This is a genomic window from Duganella sp. 1411 (assembly GCF_017833525.1).
Classification (GTDB): domain Bacteria; phylum Pseudomonadota; class Gammaproteobacteria; order Burkholderiales; family Burkholderiaceae_D; genus Rugamonas.
In genome coordinates this window covers 840,993-857,264 of the sequence record NZ_JAFICD010000001.1, presented here as the reverse complement: position 1 = coordinate 857,264, position 16,272 = coordinate 840,993, and the positions used below count along the sequence as shown (strand labels likewise).

14 protein-coding genes are annotated in these 16,272 nt (G+C 64.9%); 6 read left to right on the top strand and 8 right to left on the bottom strand.

Annotation, left to right across the window (positions count from 1 at the left end; translation table 11 throughout):
* Positions 1 to 2: 2 nt before the first annotated feature.
* The 5 genes from JOD97_RS03355 to JOD97_RS03335 all read right to left on the bottom strand — a co-directional run bounded on the left by JOD97_RS03355 (position 3) and on the right by JOD97_RS03335 (position 5,316).
* Complete coding sequence (locus JOD97_RS03355) at positions 3 to 812, bottom strand: hypothetical protein (protein WP_209713265.1); 810 nt, start codon at positions 810 to 812, stop codon at positions 3 to 5.
* 112 nt (positions 813 to 924) lie between these two features.
* On the bottom strand, positions 925 to 1,419 hold the full coding sequence (locus JOD97_RS03350; protein ID WP_209713263.1) for a transposase: 495 nt from the start codon (positions 1,417 to 1,419) through the stop codon (positions 925 to 927).
* Between the two features lie 188 nt (positions 1,420 to 1,607).
* A complete protein-coding gene (locus tag JOD97_RS03345) occupies positions 1,608 to 2,117 on the bottom strand; it encodes a TspO/MBR family protein (protein WP_209713261.1) in 510 nt (169 codons plus the stop codon).
* Positions 2,118 to 2,164: 47 nt separating this feature from the next.
* Positions 2,165 to 2,614, bottom strand: coding sequence for a hypothetical protein (locus tag JOD97_RS03340; RefSeq protein ID WP_209713259.1), 450 nt, complete (start codon positions 2,612 to 2,614; stop codon positions 2,165 to 2,167).
* Between the two features lie 83 nt (positions 2,615 to 2,697).
* Entirely contained in the window at positions 2,698 to 5,316 is a 2,619-nt protein-coding gene (locus JOD97_RS03335; RefSeq protein ID WP_209713257.1) for an NAD(P)-binding protein, read from the bottom strand.
* Between the two features lie 200 nt (positions 5,317 to 5,516).
* Here JOD97_RS03335 and JOD97_RS03330 point away from each other — a divergent pair, with 200 nt between their 5' ends.
* The 5 genes from JOD97_RS03330 (at position 5,517) to JOD97_RS03310 (ending at position 11,861) form a co-directional block, all read left to right on the top strand.
* Positions 5,517 to 7,310 carry a glycoside hydrolase family 2 protein gene (locus JOD97_RS03330; protein ID WP_209713255.1) on the top strand — a complete coding sequence of 598 codons (1,794 nt, stop codon included), beginning with the start codon at positions 5,517 to 5,519 and terminating at the stop codon, positions 7,308 to 7,310.
* Between the two features lie 84 nt (positions 7,311 to 7,394).
* Entirely contained in the window at positions 7,395 to 8,600 is a 1,206-nt protein-coding gene (locus JOD97_RS03325) for a sensor histidine kinase KdpD (RefSeq protein WP_209713253.1), read from the top strand.
* A gap of 109 nt (positions 8,601 to 8,709) precedes the next feature.
* On the top strand, positions 8,710 to 8,979 hold the full coding sequence (locus JOD97_RS03320; RefSeq protein ID WP_209713251.1) for a GlsB/YeaQ/YmgE family stress response membrane protein: 270 nt from the start codon (positions 8,710 to 8,712) through the stop codon (positions 8,977 to 8,979).
* Positions 8,980 to 9,212: 233 nt separating this feature from the next.
* Positions 9,213 to 9,578 (top strand): hypothetical protein, encoded by a 366-nt coding sequence (locus tag JOD97_RS03315; RefSeq protein ID WP_209713249.1) that lies wholly within the window; start codon positions 9,213 to 9,215, stop codon positions 9,576 to 9,578.
* 54 nt (positions 9,579 to 9,632) lie between these two features.
* On the top strand, positions 9,633 to 11,861 hold the full coding sequence (locus tag JOD97_RS03310) for a putative bifunctional diguanylate cyclase/phosphodiesterase (protein ID WP_373999776.1): 2,229 nt from the start codon (positions 9,633 to 9,635) through the stop codon (positions 11,859 to 11,861).
* A 17-nt stretch (positions 11,862 to 11,878) separates the two neighbouring features.
* Here JOD97_RS03310 and JOD97_RS03305 read toward each other — a convergent pair whose 3' ends face one another.
* The 3 genes from JOD97_RS03305 to JOD97_RS03295 form a co-directional block, all read right to left on the bottom strand.
* On the bottom strand, positions 11,879 to 12,094 hold the full coding sequence (locus JOD97_RS03305; protein WP_209713247.1) for a hypothetical protein: 216 nt from the start codon (positions 12,092 to 12,094) through the stop codon (positions 11,879 to 11,881).
* A 298-nt stretch (positions 12,095 to 12,392) separates the two neighbouring features.
* A complete protein-coding gene (locus tag JOD97_RS03300) occupies positions 12,393 to 13,307 on the bottom strand; it encodes a manganese catalase family protein (RefSeq protein WP_209713245.1) in 915 nt (304 codons plus the stop codon).
* 217 nt (positions 13,308 to 13,524) lie between these two features.
* Positions 13,525 to 14,880 (bottom strand): amino acid permease, encoded by a 1,356-nt coding sequence (locus JOD97_RS03295; RefSeq protein ID WP_373999775.1) that lies wholly within the window; start codon positions 14,878 to 14,880, stop codon positions 13,525 to 13,527.
* A gap of 107 nt (positions 14,881 to 14,987) precedes the next feature.
* Here JOD97_RS03295 and JOD97_RS03290 point away from each other — a divergent pair, with 107 nt between their 5' ends.
* Positions 14,988 to 16,268 carry a cyanophycinase gene (locus JOD97_RS03290; protein WP_229264168.1) on the top strand — a complete coding sequence of 427 codons (1,281 nt, stop codon included), beginning with the start codon at positions 14,988 to 14,990 and terminating at the stop codon, positions 16,266 to 16,268.
* Positions 16,269 to 16,272 lie beyond the last annotated feature (4 nt).

The following is a 16,272-nucleotide window of genomic DNA, read 5'->3' as shown; positions in this document are numbered from 1 at the left end:
GCTCACAGTATCAGGATGCCCTGCAGCGACGAGATCCGCTGCCGGTCGGACCAGCTGTCCAGCAGCTTGCCGGCCGGGCTGAACTCCAGCAGCTGGCGGCCCTTGTGGCCGTTTTCGGGGCCGTGGCCCTGCCAGTTGGCGACCATGACGCGGCCATCGTCGAGCACCTGGAACGTCGCGTAGACAAATGGCGCGACTTCGTCGGGCACGGTGCCGGCGGCGCCGAAGGTCGACGCCAGGTTGCCGCGCCGGTCGAAGCGCGCCATGAAGGCGCCGTAGCCGGCCGACACCAGCGTGGTGCCGTCGTCCATGCGTTCGGCTTTCCACGCGTGTTCGAAGCCGGGCGCGCGCATCGCGTTCAGCGAAATCAGCGAGGTATCGGTTTCCAGAATGTGGTCGTTCATGCAGAACAGATAGGTGCCAAGATCGGTGATGCGCATCAGGCGCACGTAGTCGCCGTCTCGGCGGACGGTGGAGACCTGGCGGTATTCGCGGTCGAGCGTCAGCACGTTGATGCCGCCGGAGCCATCGAGGTTCGCGCCGGTGACCAGGGTGGCGCCGTTGACCAGGCGGCGGGCGGCCGTCACGTTGTTCCAGCGGTCGCAGGTGGTGAGGACCTCGCCGGAGGAGATCGAGAGTTCGAAGAAGCCGCGTTCGAAACCGATCAGGGCGAGGTTAGGGCCGATGCGCTGCATATCGCGGGCGGCGGGGAAGTCGGCCAGGCTGCGCGTCCAGCCGTAGCGCGGGTTGGCGGTATCGATCAGCGACAGCTTCTGGTGGCCCTCGTCGATGGCCAGGAATTGGTGCTTCATGCGTCTCCTTCGTGGCTTTTTGGGAGATCGTATCACGACGGGAGGGCGCGTGGAAATGCCGACCGCACCGAGGACCACGGAGACTCACAACCACGGAAACACGTAGGGCGGATTAGCCGAAGGCGTAATCCGCCAACTCACGCGACCCACACCAATCAATAGGATAAACCCCGGCGGCAACGTAACGATGAAAACTTGACCACGGCCAGTCCTGAACACGTGTTACGAGGCCGTGTTTCATCGGATTCCAGTGCAAGTAGTCTAAATGGTGGGAGAGATCGCGTTCATCGCGAACGGCGTGCTCCCAAAATCTATTCTGCCAAAGCCTGCGGCCTCGCCCGGCATAGCGGGTCATGTGCGTTTTGATCAGGCGCCAACGGAGCGAGAAGTCGCTGTCGCCGGCCGGTAGGCGCCATAGGGCGTGCAAATGGTCGGGCAGGATCACCATCCCGACAATCTCGAAGGGGTGCCGGGATCGGACCTTTTTTATGGCGGTACGCAGTATCAACCTTGTCTCTGGCTCGGCGAAGCGCGGTGCGCGTTGCGCCGTCGCTAACGTGAAGAAGTACGTGCCGCCTTCGATGTAAATGCGCTTGTAGTCGGGCATGTGTGTCCTCCTCGGAGAATCACTTAGCCTAGCTTCGTGCCGCATAACGCGATTGCGTGAGCGCAAACGATTAAAGAATGTCGCAGTCGGTGTTTTGTTCGGGAATTTTTTTGCGTCTTGGCGGCTCTTGGCGGATTACGCCTTCGGCTAATCCGCCCTACGTGTTTCCTCGGTGTGCTTTTTTTAACTTACGCTAATACCGATGGGTTGCGCTGCCAGATGCTGTAGCACAGCGCCGTGGCGTAGCTGACCCACACAATATAGGGTATGAGCAGCGCCCCGGCGATCCTGTCGCGGCGTCCGAAGGCGCGGATCGTGGCGGCGATTGCCAGCCATAGCACGAGGATTTCGACGAACGCCCATGCCCCTTGGCGCCAGGCGAAAAACATCCATGTCCATAAGGCGTTCAGCGCTAGTTGAACCACGTATAGCGTCAGCTCCGGGCGCACGCTGCCTTCGGCCGACGTGCGCTGCACCCGCCAGGCGGCGATGCCCATCAGGAGATACAGCACGCTCCACGCGGGGCCGAACAGCCATGCCGGCGGCGCCCATGATGGCCGGTCCAGCCGCATGTAGAACTCGCCCGCCGACGCCGACGCATACGCGCCGATCGCGGCGAAGGCGAACGTCAATAGCAGCCATCCGGCTAGCGCGGGCAGCTGCAGCGGTTTGGCATGCGTGGGGGCGGTGGGGGTCATGGCTCGGACTATATAGTTAACGTGTCGCGAGTATGGCACGCCGCCGATCATACGTCTGTTCGCGATCGAACCTTTTGCCGCCGTCTTTTCCACGCCATGAAGACGCTACCCGTCAGGCAAAGCGCGCCCGCCGCCCAAACGTACGTGGCGGTCACCGATTGAGGACTCTTCTCCTTCGGCGCCAGCGGGTTTTTCATCGACGCGGGAAAGTCGCGCGGCCCCACCGGCACGATCTTCCAATCGGCGCGGTTGGCCGGCGCGCGCTTCTGGTATTCGCTCAGCGACAGCACCGGGTCGTAGCCGTAGGCGCGCGAGGAGGGGAACTGCGGAATGCGCACGAAAACCAGCGCTTCCAGGTCTTCCGCCATCTGCGATTCGATCGCGCTGCGCGCGCCGAAATTGCGGCATGTGGCGCTCCGTGTTGGGGGACGCGCGATCGTCGCCGGGTGTCGGCCGGCCTCGCGCATCACCACTCTACGGTAGTTGCCGTTTGGCATGCTTAACATCCATCAAGAGTCGAGGTCGGCCCATGATGCCATGTTTTCGATGCCGGGCCGATACGGAACGGCCTCCGAGGCAGTCAGGATCTTGCTTTTTTAGCCAGTTGGGCGCATTTCGCCAGCACCGTTTCGGCGGCTTTTTTGCCGGCGAGGAAGGCGTGGTCCGAGTTGTAGTATTCCCATTCGCTGTAACGGCCCGCCAGCACGATGTCGTGGCGCGCCATCCAGTCGCGTATCAGGGCGACATTGTGCGCGCGGGCGTGGTCGTAGACGACGTAGGCATACGGCATGTCGACCAGGTTGGCCGCGATGACGCGGTCGTCCGCCGACAGGAAACCGGTGCGCACGCAATCGTCGACGCAGCGGGCGACCAGCGCGTCGCCATCGAGCGGCAACGGCTTGTGCGGCGAGTATGAAATCTCGCACGTGAAGCCGAAGCCGCCGGGCGCGTTGCATTCGGGGCTGGCGTTGCCCTGGACGAAGATGCGGTGGAAGATGGTGTCCTCCGGGTAGTAGATCCAGTGCTTGTCCGTGACGTGCGCGCGGGCCACGCCGAAGTTGACGCAGCGGATCGAGACGTGGCGCAGCCCGGCCGCCGCCTGCCGCACGTCGGGCGGCGCGGCGCTGCCGATCAGCCGCACCAGCTCCGGCAGCGGCATGGTGCTGATTAACTGTCCGTAGCGCAGCCGGCGGCCGTCGGCCAGCACCACCGCGTGTTCCTGCGGCAGCAGCGAGACGGCCGACGCGTTCAATTCGATCTTGCCGCGGATATGCGGCAGGAAGCCGTTCATCAGGGCCTGGAAGCCGCCGCGCCGCGGGTAGCCGAAGCGGGCGTTCGGGCCCATCGGCTTGGCGACCGGCCGCAGCGCGCCTTCGATGATCTCGCCCAGGTCCGGCAGCGGCACGCGGCCGCCCAGCCAGGACGTGTCCATCTCGCTCAGCGGCACCGTCCACAGCTTGCGGTTGTAGGGGATGGCGAAATGGCGCGCGATGCCGGCGCCCCAGACCTGGTGGATGAACTCCTCGAAGTTGCGTGGTTCCGCGCCCGCCGCGCAACCGGCAGCCTGGGCGACGTCGGCCGTGCCGTCGGCGCAGCAGTCGGCCACGTCCGCGCCCGCCCCGTCGACGCGCCGCTCGCCGCGCCGCGCTTCGACGGCGCCGAGGATGCATTCCTTGACCACTTCCGGCGGCAGCCCGTACAGCGCCCCCTGGAATGGATAGCGCGTGTACACCCGCTTGCTGTAGATCCAGGCCTCGCGCATTTGCCAGTGCTGGTTGTCGCCGAGCAGGGTGTCGTACAGCTTGAGCACATAGGGATCGTTGGAGAACATGATGTGGCCGGCGTAGTCGAATGTGAAGCCACGGTCCGTGATCGAGCGGCACCAGCCGCCGACCGCCGCGTTGCGCTCGACCAGCACCGCGCCGCCGCCCAGCCGGCCCAGGTGGTAGGCGGCCGACAGCCCGGTGGGTCCGGCGCCGATGATGACGCAGTCGGCCGGCGCGGCGCCGCGCATCGGGTTGACGCTGGCGCCGCCCCGCGTGGCCGGCTCGGCCCCGCCGCCGGCCGGGCCGAGTTCCGCCGCGGCCGGGGGCGCGTGCGCCGCGCCGCCGATCAGCGCGTGCATGCGCTCGGCGGTGGCGTTCCACGAGGTGCCGGCGACGATCTCGCGCATGCGCCGCGCCGTGGCGGCGGCTTGACCGGGCGTGCGCGCCAGCGCCGCGGCGCAGGCGGCGATGAAGTCCGCGTGGCCGCCGGCGACGGCGACCACGCCGCCGTAGGGGCCGGCGACGTCGGCGATCGGCGTGCTGACGATCGGCAGTTCGGCCGCCATGTATTCCAGCACCTTGGTCGGGCTGGTGTAGCGGGTGGCCGCGTTGAGCGCGAACGGCAGCAGGCACACGTCCCAGCCGGCCAGGAAGCGCGGCAGCGCCTCGTAGGATTGCTGGCCGAGGTAGTGGATGTTCGGCCGGTGCGGCAGCGAGGCCGGGTCGATCTTGACGACCGGCCCCACCATCACCAATTGCCACTCCGGATGGGCGTCGGCCAGCGCGGCCAGCAGGGCGGCGTCGAAACGCTCGTCGATGACGCCGTAGTAGCCCAGCCTCGGGTGCGCGATCTCGGCCTGGGCCGCGTGGCCGTCGGCGCGGTCGAGCGCGCGCCGGAAGTGGGCGGCGTCGACGCTGCTGGGCAGGCAATGGACGTTGCCGTGGCGGCCGCGCTTGGCCTCGTACAGGCTGGGGCCGCCGGTGAAGACCAGGTCGGCGATCTTGAGCAGCGCCGTCTCGCGCTGCAGCAGCTGGCGCGGCGGGTTGCGGAACCCCGACAGCTCGTCCATGCAGTCGTACACCACCAGGCGCGGGTGCAGCGGTTGCAGCAGCGGCAGCGCCATCGGCGTGTAGAACCAGACGATGGGATCGTCGCCGGGGGGCGCGAGGTCGGCGAGCAGCGGCCTTAATAGCGCGATCTGGTCGTCGTGGAAGCCGACTGAGGCCAGCGGCGTGTGCGGCCGGCACACCGTCACGTTGGGTGCCGGGCTCGAGCACAGCAGCGCGCCGGCCCCGTCGCGCCGCGCCGGCTCTTCGACGAACAGGATGCGGTAGTGCTGGGCCAGCCGGGACATGATCTGCTGAGGCCGCTGAAAGACGAAATCCCAGCGCAGGTGGCTGAAGACGATGATGGTGGGCGCGGTGCTCGGCATGGCGGTTCCCCTGATCGATGAATTGAAGCGGGCCTTGCGGCAAAAGGCGGCGTTTGAAAAAATGTAAAGCAATCCTATCAACGATTTGCGCATTTTTCAGTTCAATTCCGCTCGGAATTGAACGCCGCAGCGGTGGCGAAATGGGTAGCATGAAGGGTATTTGACGACGGCGCCGTCGTCCTTGACACGCGGGGAGTTGCATGAGTCTGACTGAGCGTCTGTTTGAATATCCGCGCCCGCAACTGGTGCGCGACGAGTGGCAATCGCTGGACGGCGAATGGGAGTTCGCCTTCGACGCCGAGCGCCGCTACGGCAGTGGCGGCGACGACGTCGAATGGACCCGCCGCATCAACGTGCCGTTCGCCCCCGAGTCCGCCGCCAGCGGCATCGGCGACCCATCCTTCCACAGCGTCTGCTGGTACCGGCGCCGCTTCGCGCTGCCGTGGCGCGCGCCGCGCACGCTGCTGCACTTCGGCGCGGTCGACTACCACGCGCGGGTCTGGGTCAACGGCATGCTGGTGGCCGAGCACGAGGGCGGGCACACGCCGTTCTGCGCCGACATCACCGACGTGCTGGTCGCCGGCCCGCTGCAGACGGTGGTGGTGCGCGCCGAGGACGATCCGGCCGACCTGGCCAAGCCGCGCGGCAAGCAGGACTGGCAGCTCGAGCCGCACTCGATCTGGTATCCGCGCACCACCGGCATCTGGCGCGGGGTCTGGCTCGAACCGCTGCCGGCCACCTATATCCGCTCGCTGCGCTGGACGCCGGTGTTCGACGGCTTCGAGATCGGCTGCGAGGTGCTGGCCGGCGGCGACGCGCGCGCCGACATGTCGGTCGAGGTGCGCGTGACGCACGACGGCACGCTGCTGGCGGCGGACCGCTACCTGATGGTCGGCATGGAGGCCACCCGCAAGATCGTGCTGTCGGACCCCGGCATCGACGATTCGCGCAACGACCTGCTGTGGAGCCCGGAGAGCCCGACGCTGCTCGACGCCGAGCTGACCTTGTACCACGGCGACCAGGTGATCGAGCGGGTGCGCTCGTACACGGCGATGCGCTCGGTGGCGATCAACCGCGACCGCTTCATGCTCAACGGCCGGCCGTATCCGCTGCGGCTGGTGCTCGACCAGGGCTACTGGCCCGACACCCTGATGACGGCGCCGTCGGACCAGGCGTTGCGCCGCGACGTCGAGCTGGCCAAGGAAATGGGCTTCAACGGCGTGCGCAAGCACCAGAAGATCGAGGACCCGCGCTACCTGTACTGGGCCGACCGGCTCGGGCTGCTGGTGTGGGGCGAGATGCCGTCGGCCTACGCCTTCAGCGCGCGCGCGATCACCCGCCTGCTCAAGGAATGGACCGAGGCCATCGAGCGCGACTACAGCCATCCGTGCGTGATCGTGTGGGTGCCGTTCAACGAGTCGTGGGGCGTGCCGAACCTGACCTCGATGCAGGCGCACCGCAACGCCGTCGAGGCGCTATACCACCTGACGCGCATGCTCGACTCGACCCGGCCGGTGATCGGCAACGATGGCTGGGAGGCCTCGGCCACCGACATCCTCGGCATCCACGACTACGACGCCGATCCGGTGCGGCTGCGCCAGCGCTACGAGGTGGCCGACCCGGTGCGCACCTTGTTCGACCAGCGCCGCCCGGGCGGGCGCATCCTGACCTTGGACGGCTTTCCGCACCGCGGCCAGCCGATCGTGCTCACCGAGTTCGGCGGCATCGCCTACGACACCCGGGCCAGCGGCCAGCGCACCTGGGGCTACTCGCGGGCGTGCGACGCCGAGTCGTTCCTGGCGCAGTACCGGGCGCTGCTCGAGGCGGTGGCGGAGGCGACCATGTTCAGCGGCTTTTGCTACACGCAGTTCACCGACACTTTCCAGGAGACCAACGGCCTGCTCAACGCCGACCGCAGCCCCAAGGTGGCGCTCGACGAGATCCGCAAGGCCACCCGCCACGGCGCCGACCTGTTTCCGCTGCCCGGGGTGTGAGCCGCCGGCACCAACGGCGCGGCGCCGCGCGCCGACTTGCGCTAGCATGGAGGCGTCGACTTAACCGCCAGGGAAGAGGGTGCGATGACCATTGGTTCCGACCGCGACGACGGGGCAGAGGACATGCCGCCGCTCGCGCGGCAGCTGTTGTCACTGCGCGACACTCTGATGAGCGAATGGACGGCGGCCATCCTGGCCGACGTCGAGCGCGCCAACCAGTTGCTGCCGCCGATACTGATCAACACCCTGCCCACGTTCTACGACAACCTGGTGCAGGCGCTCACGCCCGGCTACCCGCGCCGCAACGCCGTCGAGGGCTCCACCATCGCCTCCGCCCACGGCGACGAGCGCGCGCGCATGACCAACTACCAGCCCCACGAACTGATCGCCGAGTACCAGATATTCAAGCGCGTGTTCCTGCGGATGGTCGAGCGCGAAAACGTGGCGTTGACGCCGGCGCAGCTGGCGCGCGTGCACGAGTCGGTCGACGTCGCCGTGCGCGAGGCGATCGCCGCCTACACCGCCACGCAGGAGCGGCTGCGGCAGGGCTACGTGGCCACGCTGGCGCACGACCTGCGCACGCCGCTGAGCACCATCGGCATGGCGGCCACGTTGCTGGCGCGCCGGCCCGATCCGGATCAGGCCGCCAGCCTGGCCGGCCGCATCCGCGCCAACGTCGACTACATCGATGAAATGGTGCGCGAACTGCTCGACACGGCGGCGCTGCACAGCGCGCGCGCGCTGCCGCTCGACATCAGCGGCTTCGGCTTGCGCGAATTGGCCGAGGAGGTGCTGCGCGACGCGCCGCCGCGCCCTGGCCCCTATGAGCTGCAAGGCGACGCGCCGCCGGGCCACTGGTGCCGGCGCATGTTGAAGCGGGCGCTGGAGAACATGGTGCGCAACGCATGGAAGTACGGCGACCCGGAGCGGCCGCTGCGCATCGTCATCGGCCACGAGCGGCCCGGGCGCGTCAGCGTCGCCGTCTGCAACGAGGGCACGCCGATCCCCGAGGACCGCATCGCCGACGTGTTCCTGATGTTTCACCGCAATGCGCAAAACGGCGTGCAGGGCTGGGGGCTGGGCTTGCCTTTTGTCCGGCACGTGGCCGAGTCGCACGGCGGCAGCGTGCTGATCGACAGTAGCGCCGAACGCGGCACGACGGTGACGGTCGACCTGCCGGCCGACGCCCGCCCGTTCGTGTGCCAGCAACCGGGCGGCGACAAGCGAACGGGGCAGCGGCAGGGCGAGGGCGGGGAACCAAACCCGGACCCGGCCCGACATCCGGGCTAGGATCAGTCCCACGCGGGGGCGGCGCGCGAGCCGATAGCAGCGCTGTCGCAGGCTTCGGATAATCACTCGACCGGCCGCCCGGCCGGCAATTTCCAACAAGGGGGATGCGATGAATCTGATACTGTGGATAGTCATAGGCGGCATTCTGGGCTGGCTCGCCAGCCTGGTCATGAAGACGGACGCGCAGCAAGGTCTGATATTAAATGTCGTCGTCGGCATCGTCGGGGCGCTGCTGGGCGGTTGGCTGCTGGCGCCGGCGCTGGGCACCGGCACCATCAATTCGGACGACTTCAGCCTGGCGTCGCTGGGGGTGTCGTTCATCGGCGCGCTGATCCTGCTGGCGATCGTCAACCTGGTGCGGCGCGGCCGGGTGCGCTGAGACACGGCCGCGGCGCGCGCCGCGCGGCCTGAACGACAAAAAGGGCTCTGCGAGCCCTTTTTGTCGTTCAGGTCACGTGATGGCCGAAATCATTGCGGCGGCTAACTGTTGCTGGTTCGAGCTTTTTTCTAGGTTTGAGGAAAATATTATTTGCATGTTGTAAATCATTAAAACATACTTTGTCTTAGACATTTCTTCAAAAAAGGGACGGTGTGCACACGCTGGGAATATTGATGGCGGACGCGCTCGCGTCTTTGCACGGCGCTCACTGCATTTCACTTGGGCCCCAGACGCCTTTGGAAAAGATTCCGCATGCAGTCAGCGACTATCGCGCCGGTATCGTTTGCCTCTGTTTCAGCGCAGCGTATCCAAAGCGACGCATTCTGCCCTACCTGAAAGAGTTGCGGAATATCGTTCCGAAACACGTAGAGATATGGGTAGGGGGAGCGGGCCCGGTGGGACTGAACCGTTCGCCCAGAGGGGGCAAGGTGCTGCTCACGCTGCAGGATTTTGTAGCGGCTGTAAGTAAATACCGTCGTGCGCGCGCGCGTGAGCGCCTGGCTAACATATCAAATGATGCTGAACTCTTCAGTAACTAGCGGCCGCAAAGCAAAATCAACCAGTGCGCCGGAGCTAAACCAGGAGGAATTGCTGTGGGTCCAAAGCTTAGTAATAATGTGCGGGTGGACACAGATTTAAAGCGATCAAGCACAGATCTCTCGTGTATCTATCGCGCGGAACAATCTGCTCCGGATTCGCTCACGGCTGCTTGTGGTTTTGAGCAGAAGCCGGGCAATTGTACTGTCGGCGACAGTTTTGACTGCGCTGTTCTGGATGCATTGCCCCAGCAGATCGCTGTAGTTGCGCCCGACGGCATCATCCTCGCCGTTAACGCGTCCTGGCGCGAGATCCAACAAGATCAAGCCGACCCAACAGTCGCACGCGGGACGGACGTTGGTAGGAATTATCTTGATGTGTGCCGTTCTTCGGGTGGCGCCGGCGCCGAACAAGCCCATATGGCGGCCACCCATATCGCTGCTGTGCTGGCCGGCGAGGCGCCTTGTTTTAGCCAAGAGTACGCCTGCCATTCGTCCTCGCAGCAGCGCTGGTTCAGCATGATGGTTACGCCCCTTCAGCATGGACGGAACGGGGCGGTCATTGTTCATACCGATATAACGGCACGCCGGCTTGCTGATGCGGATCTGCACATCGCAGCCATCGCATTCGAATCCTCGGACGGGATGATGGTCACAGACGGAGAGCGCAAGATTCTACGAGTTAATCAAGCCTTCACTTCCATTACCGGATATGGCCCGGAGGAGGCCATTGGCCAGCTACCAAGCCTACTTAGCTCGGGACATCATGATGCGGCGTTCTACAAGGCCATGTGGGAAAATATCGACGTTCATGGGTACTGGGCCGGGGAGATCTGGAACCGACGCAAGAATGGCGAGATATATCCGCAGCGTCTCAGCGTCACGTCGGTGAAGGGTCCTGATGGTGAGATCAGCCATTACGTCGCCTCGTTCGCTGACATTACCATCAGCACTGCCGCCAATGACGAGATCAAGTACCTGGCATTTTATGATCCTCTCACCCAACTGCCTAACCGGCGTTTGCTGATGGATCGATTAAGCATGGTGCTGGCGGCGCGGACCCGCGGCGGCCGGTACAGTCTGCTGATGTTCATCGACCTGGACAACTTCAAGACCTTGAACGACACGCTGGGCCATAACATGGGCGACCTATTACTGCAGCAAGTTGCACGGCGTCTCGAAAAATGCTTGCGTCAGTCGGATACCGTGGCCCGCCTTGGCGGCGATGAGTTTGTCGTCCTGGTGAACGAATTGAGTACGGATGAAACGGACGCAGTCCGGCAGAGCGAGACATTGTGCGCGAAGATACTCGAAACAATTAATCTGCCTTTCATGTTGGGCGAGCACTGTTTTCACAGCGCGGCAAGTATCGGCGCGACCCTGTTTCACGATCGCTCGCCACGCCAGCTCGAGGAGCTGCTCAAGCAAGCGGACATTGCCATGTATCAAGCCAAACACGGCGGGGGAAATAGCTCGCGATTTTTCGACCAAGGCATGCATGACACGGCTATGGTGCGGGCACGATTGAAATATCGCCTGCGCCAAGCGCTCGACTTGGAACAGTTCGAGCTTTTCTATCAGGTACAGGTTGGTCAAGATGGCCGCCCGTGCGGCGCCGAAGCGTTATTGCGATGGCGCCAAGAGGATGGCAGTTTCCTCTCTCCAGCCGAGTTTATTCCACTCGCCGAGGAAACTGGCTTTATCTTGCCGCTGGGGCAATGGGTGCTAAAGCAGGCGTGCATTCAATTGCGCGATTGGGAGCAAGACCCGCTTACGCGTGAGTTGGTGCTGGCGATCAACGTCAGCGCACGGCAGTTCCACCAGGCCGACTTCGGCGAGCAAGTATGTAACACGTTAGCTGAGCACGGCATCACTCCAACGCGACTGAAGCTGGAACTGACCGAAAGTGTGTTGCTCGATCATGTAGAGCACGCCATCGCCAACATGCAAGCACTCAGGCAGTCCGGAGTGAGTTTTTCACTGGATGACTTCGGAACCGGTTTCTCATCATTGCAATACCTGAAGCGACTGCCGTTGAGTCAATTAAAGATCGACCAGTCCTTCGTGCGCGAACTGGTCGAGGACGCCAATGATCAGGCAATTGTTCTGACGATCATATCAATGGCGCGCAGCTTGGGACTGGACGTCATCGCGGAGGGCGTTGAGACGGAGGAGCAGCGTCTTATGCTGACGCGGCTGGGCTGCCTGCACTACCAGGGGTACCTGTTTGGCCGCCCGGTTGGAGCCACGGAATTTAGGAGGATGCTCGCTGTTTTCGCGATTTAGTGGGCTTGTCGACTGGATCAGTGCGGATCTCTCCGCTGCCGCGGGTCAGGCGTCAGGTACATGACCACCAGGATGCCGGCCAGGAAGGCCAGGCACAGGTGGTTGGTCAGCGCATCATCAAACCTGCCAGTGGTGACATACTGCGTGATCCCTCGGTCCACGAGGGGACCGGATGGCGTGTATCGGATGGTGTGGACCACTGGTTGGACGGGCAAGGAGATCGGCTTTTCCATGTCAACCGACTTGGTCCACTGGGCACCCCAGCGAAAGCTTGGGGTAATGGCGAATGTCCCCAATGTCGGGCACTGTTGGGCTCCAGAGATTTTCTACGACCAGAAGGCCAGGGAGTTTGAAAATGTCCCATGGGTCGGTAGTGGAGATCGACAAGGCGACCTGGCGCAGGCTTAAAGAGCTGCGCTGACACGGCCCGGCCCCTGTTGATCAAACTTCTGCCTTAATAATCAGTACCTCATCGATCCGGCACGGCCCATTTCTTGTGGGCCGTGGACTGCGCTTCTTGCGTGCATACGATCATGGATGCGTCGACGAGCCGTTCTTGCCGACGATGTTCTGGCCGATGCCCATGCCCAGCTCGGCGCCGGTCAGCGGCTCGGCCTCCGGGTCGGACATGGTGCGCGCGGCCATCTGGTCGAGCAGCGTGCGTTCCTCGTCCGTGACCTGGACCGTGGCCAGGCCGTCGCCGCCGTCGACCGCCATCTGCTGGTCGCGGTCGTTGACGACTTTCCAGTCGCCGCCTTCGTTCCACGGCCCCTGCACCTCCGGCCCGCCCTGCGACATGTTGAAGTAGACGCTGGTGAAGGCCGGCTGGCCGGGCAGTTTCCCGGGCGGGAAGTTGGGCTGGATCGCGTACAGCGCCTTCTCGAACGACTTCTGGTGGGCGATCTCGCGCGTCATCAGGAAGCCCAGCGCCTCCTTGACGCCGGCGTCCTCGGTCAGATTGATCAGGCGCTCGTAGACGATCTTGGCGCGCGCCTCGGCGGCGATGTTCGAGCGCAGGTCGGCCGTCGGCTCGCCGATGGTGTCGATATAGGCCGCCGTCCACGGCACGCCGCCCGAGTTGGTCAGCGGCGCGCCGGCGCCGTACAGCAGCTGCGTGACGTGGCTGTCGTTGCCGGCGCCGTTGATCTTGCGGTACAGCTCACCGGCCTGGTCGACGCCCTCGGCCAGCGCCGCCTTGGAACCCTTGTTGAGCATGACGACGATATTGCCGATCACTTCGAGGTGGCTGAGCTCCTCGGTGGCGATGTCGTACAGCATGTCGCGCCGGCCGGGATCGTCCTCGGCCACCGCCTGCGTGAAGTAGCGCATGGCGGCGGCCAGCTCGCCTTGCGGGCCGCCGAACTGTTCCAGCATCAGGTTGGCCAGGCCCGGATTGCACTCGCCGACGCGCACCGTATATTGCAGCCTTTTGTTGTGGGCAAACATATGGGTCACTCCTCATTGGTGTGGTTGAGCACGAGGCGCGCGGCCTCCCGCGACGCCCGTCGGGAGATGGTGCGCGTTTGGCAAACATGGTGGGATAGGAATACCGCGTAGCGGCGTGTAGGAGCGCCTGCCGTCAACCCGAACGCGTTGAACGGGATGCAGGCGTTACCGCTTGGGGTCGTACCCGGTGGGTACGACCCCGCCCGGGGGGAGCGGGTTATCGCCGGCGCTGGCGGAACCAGTAGCCGGCGCTGAGCGCGAGCAGCCACACGGGGATCAGGTAGACCGACAGCCGCAGGTCGGGCGTCAGGTACATCACCACCAGGATGGCGGCCAGGAAGGCCAGGCACAGGTAGTTGGTCAGCGGGTAGCCCAGGCTGCGGAACAGCGTGGTCTGGCCCTCGGCCTTTTTGCGCGCGCGGAAGCGCAGGTGGATCCAGCTGATCATGGCCCAGTTGATGATCAGCGCCGACACCACAAGCCCCATCAGGAAGCCGAAGGCCTTACCGGGCATGAAGTAGTTGACGGCCACGCAGACGCCGGTCGCCAGCGCCGACACGCCCAGCGCCGCCAGCGGCACGCCGCGCCGGTTCACCGTCAGCAGCACGCGCGGCGCGTTGCCCTGTTTGGCCAGGCCGTACAGCATGCGGGTGTTGGCGTAGACGCAGCTGTTGTAGACCGACAGCGCGGCCGTCAGCACCACCGCGTTGAGCACGTGGGCCACCACATTGCTGTTGAGGGCCTGGAAGATCAGCACGAACGGGCTGCCGCCGGTGACCACCTTCTGCCACGGATACAGCGACAGCAGGATGCCCAGCGCGCCGATGTAGAAGATCAAAATGCGGTAGATCGCCTGGTTGGTCGCCTTGGGGATGGTGCGCGCCGGGTCGTCCGCCTCGGCGGCGGTGATGCCGATCAGTTCCAGCCCGCCGAACGAGAACATGATGACGGCCATGGCCATCGCCAGCCCGCCGAAGCCGTTGGGGAAGAAGCCGCCGTGGCGCCACAGGTTGGCGATGCCCGCCTCCGGCCCGGCGCCGCCGGACAGCAGCAGATAGCCGCCGAAGCCGATCATGCCGACGATGGCGGTCACCTTGATGAGGGAGAACCAGAATTCCATCTCGCCGAAGGCCTTGACGTTGGCCAGGCTGATGCCGTTGATGATGACGAAGAAGGCCAGCGCCGAGACCCACGTCGGTATCCCCGGCCACCAGAACTGGACGTAGATGCCGACCGCCGTCAGCTCGGCCATGCTGACCAGCACATACAGCACCCAGTAGTTCCAGCCCGACTGGAAGCCGGCCATGTGGCCGCAGTATTTGTCGGCGAAGTAGCTGAACGAGCCGGCCACCGGTTCGTCGACCACCATCTCGCCCAGCTGGCGCATGATGAAGAAGGCGATGACGCCGGCCACGCCGTAGCCGAGCAGCACCGACGGCCCGGCCATCTGGATGGTCTGCGCGATGCCGAGGAAAAGTCCGGTGCCGATGGCGCCGCCCAGCGCGATCAGCTGGATATGGCGGCTTTTCAAACCGCGCTTCAGTTCATTGCCTTGTTTGTTTTTAGTATCCACGATGCTCGCGAGTTGAGAAAAGCAACCATGCATATTACCAAATTCACACTCACCCCCGGCAATAAATTTGGTACCCTTCTATTAATATCACTTTGGATAAACACAATATGGTGCGGATAGTGGACGTGGTGCGGGGGCTGGCCCCGGGGCTGTGGAAGGTGCCGATGGCGTTGATCGTGCCGGTGCTGCTGGCGGCGGCGCCGGTGTCGCGGGCGGCCGAAGCGGCGCCGGCGCCGGCCAAGTCGCAGGAGCAGGCGCCCCGGGGCTCGTTGCTGATCGCCGGCGGCGCGGTGCGGGGCGATAACGCGGTGATCTGGCAGCGCATGGTGCAGCTGGCCGGCGGGCCGGGCGCGCGCATCGCCGTGCTGCCCAGCGCCTCGGCCAATCCGGCGCGGGCCGGCGCCTACCTGGCGGCGGGCCTCAATAAATACGGCGCGGACGCCTTCGTGGTGCCGCTGTCGGTGCGCATGCCCGACCGCGATTACAAGCACGACGCCGAGGACGAGGCCATCGCGCGCTCGATCCGCGAGGCCGGCGGCGTCTACTTCTCCGGCGGCGACCAGGCCCTGATCACGCAGGCGCTGGTGCGCCCGGACGGCAGCCGCACGGCGGTGCTGGAGGCGATCTGGGATGTCTACCGGCGCGGCGGCGTCATCGCCGGCACCAGCGCCGGCGCGGCCATCATGAGCAGCACCATGTTCTACGACGCCAAGACCGTCTTCGGCACCTTGAGCGAGGGCGTCAACGGCCGCGAACTGACCGCCGGACTGGGTTTCATCGGTGACGACATCTTCGTCGACCAGCATTTGCTGGCGCGCGGGCGCTTCGCGCGCATGCTGCCGGCGATGCTCAAAAAGGGCTATAAGCTGGGCATCGGCATCGACGAGAACTCCGCCGTCATCATCAGCGGGCGGCGCAAGGTGGAGGTGGTCGGCTACCAGGGCGCGCTGCTGGTCGACCTGTCGCGGGCCACGGTCGACAAGCAGGTCAAGGATTTCAACCTGTCCAACGCGCGCTTGAGCTACCTCGATCGCGACGATGTCTACGATCTGGCGACGCGCAAGTACACGCCGTCCGCCGACAAGGTCGAAGGCAAGGTCGATCCGCAAAAGCCGTATTTAAAGGAGCCGGTGTATTCCACCGATGTCCTGGGCCACAATACGATCCTGATCCTGATGTCCAAGCTGGTCGACAACAGCGAAACGCAGGCGATCGGCATCGCCATGGCCGGGCCGCTGGACCCGCGCCAGGACCTCGGATTCGAGTTCAAACTGACGCGCGACGACGACACCACCGGCTACAGTTCGGCCACGATGGACGCCTACACGGTGCTCGACATGCGGCTCGATGTGCGGCCTTTGCGGATCACGCGGCCTTGGTACAAATGACGGG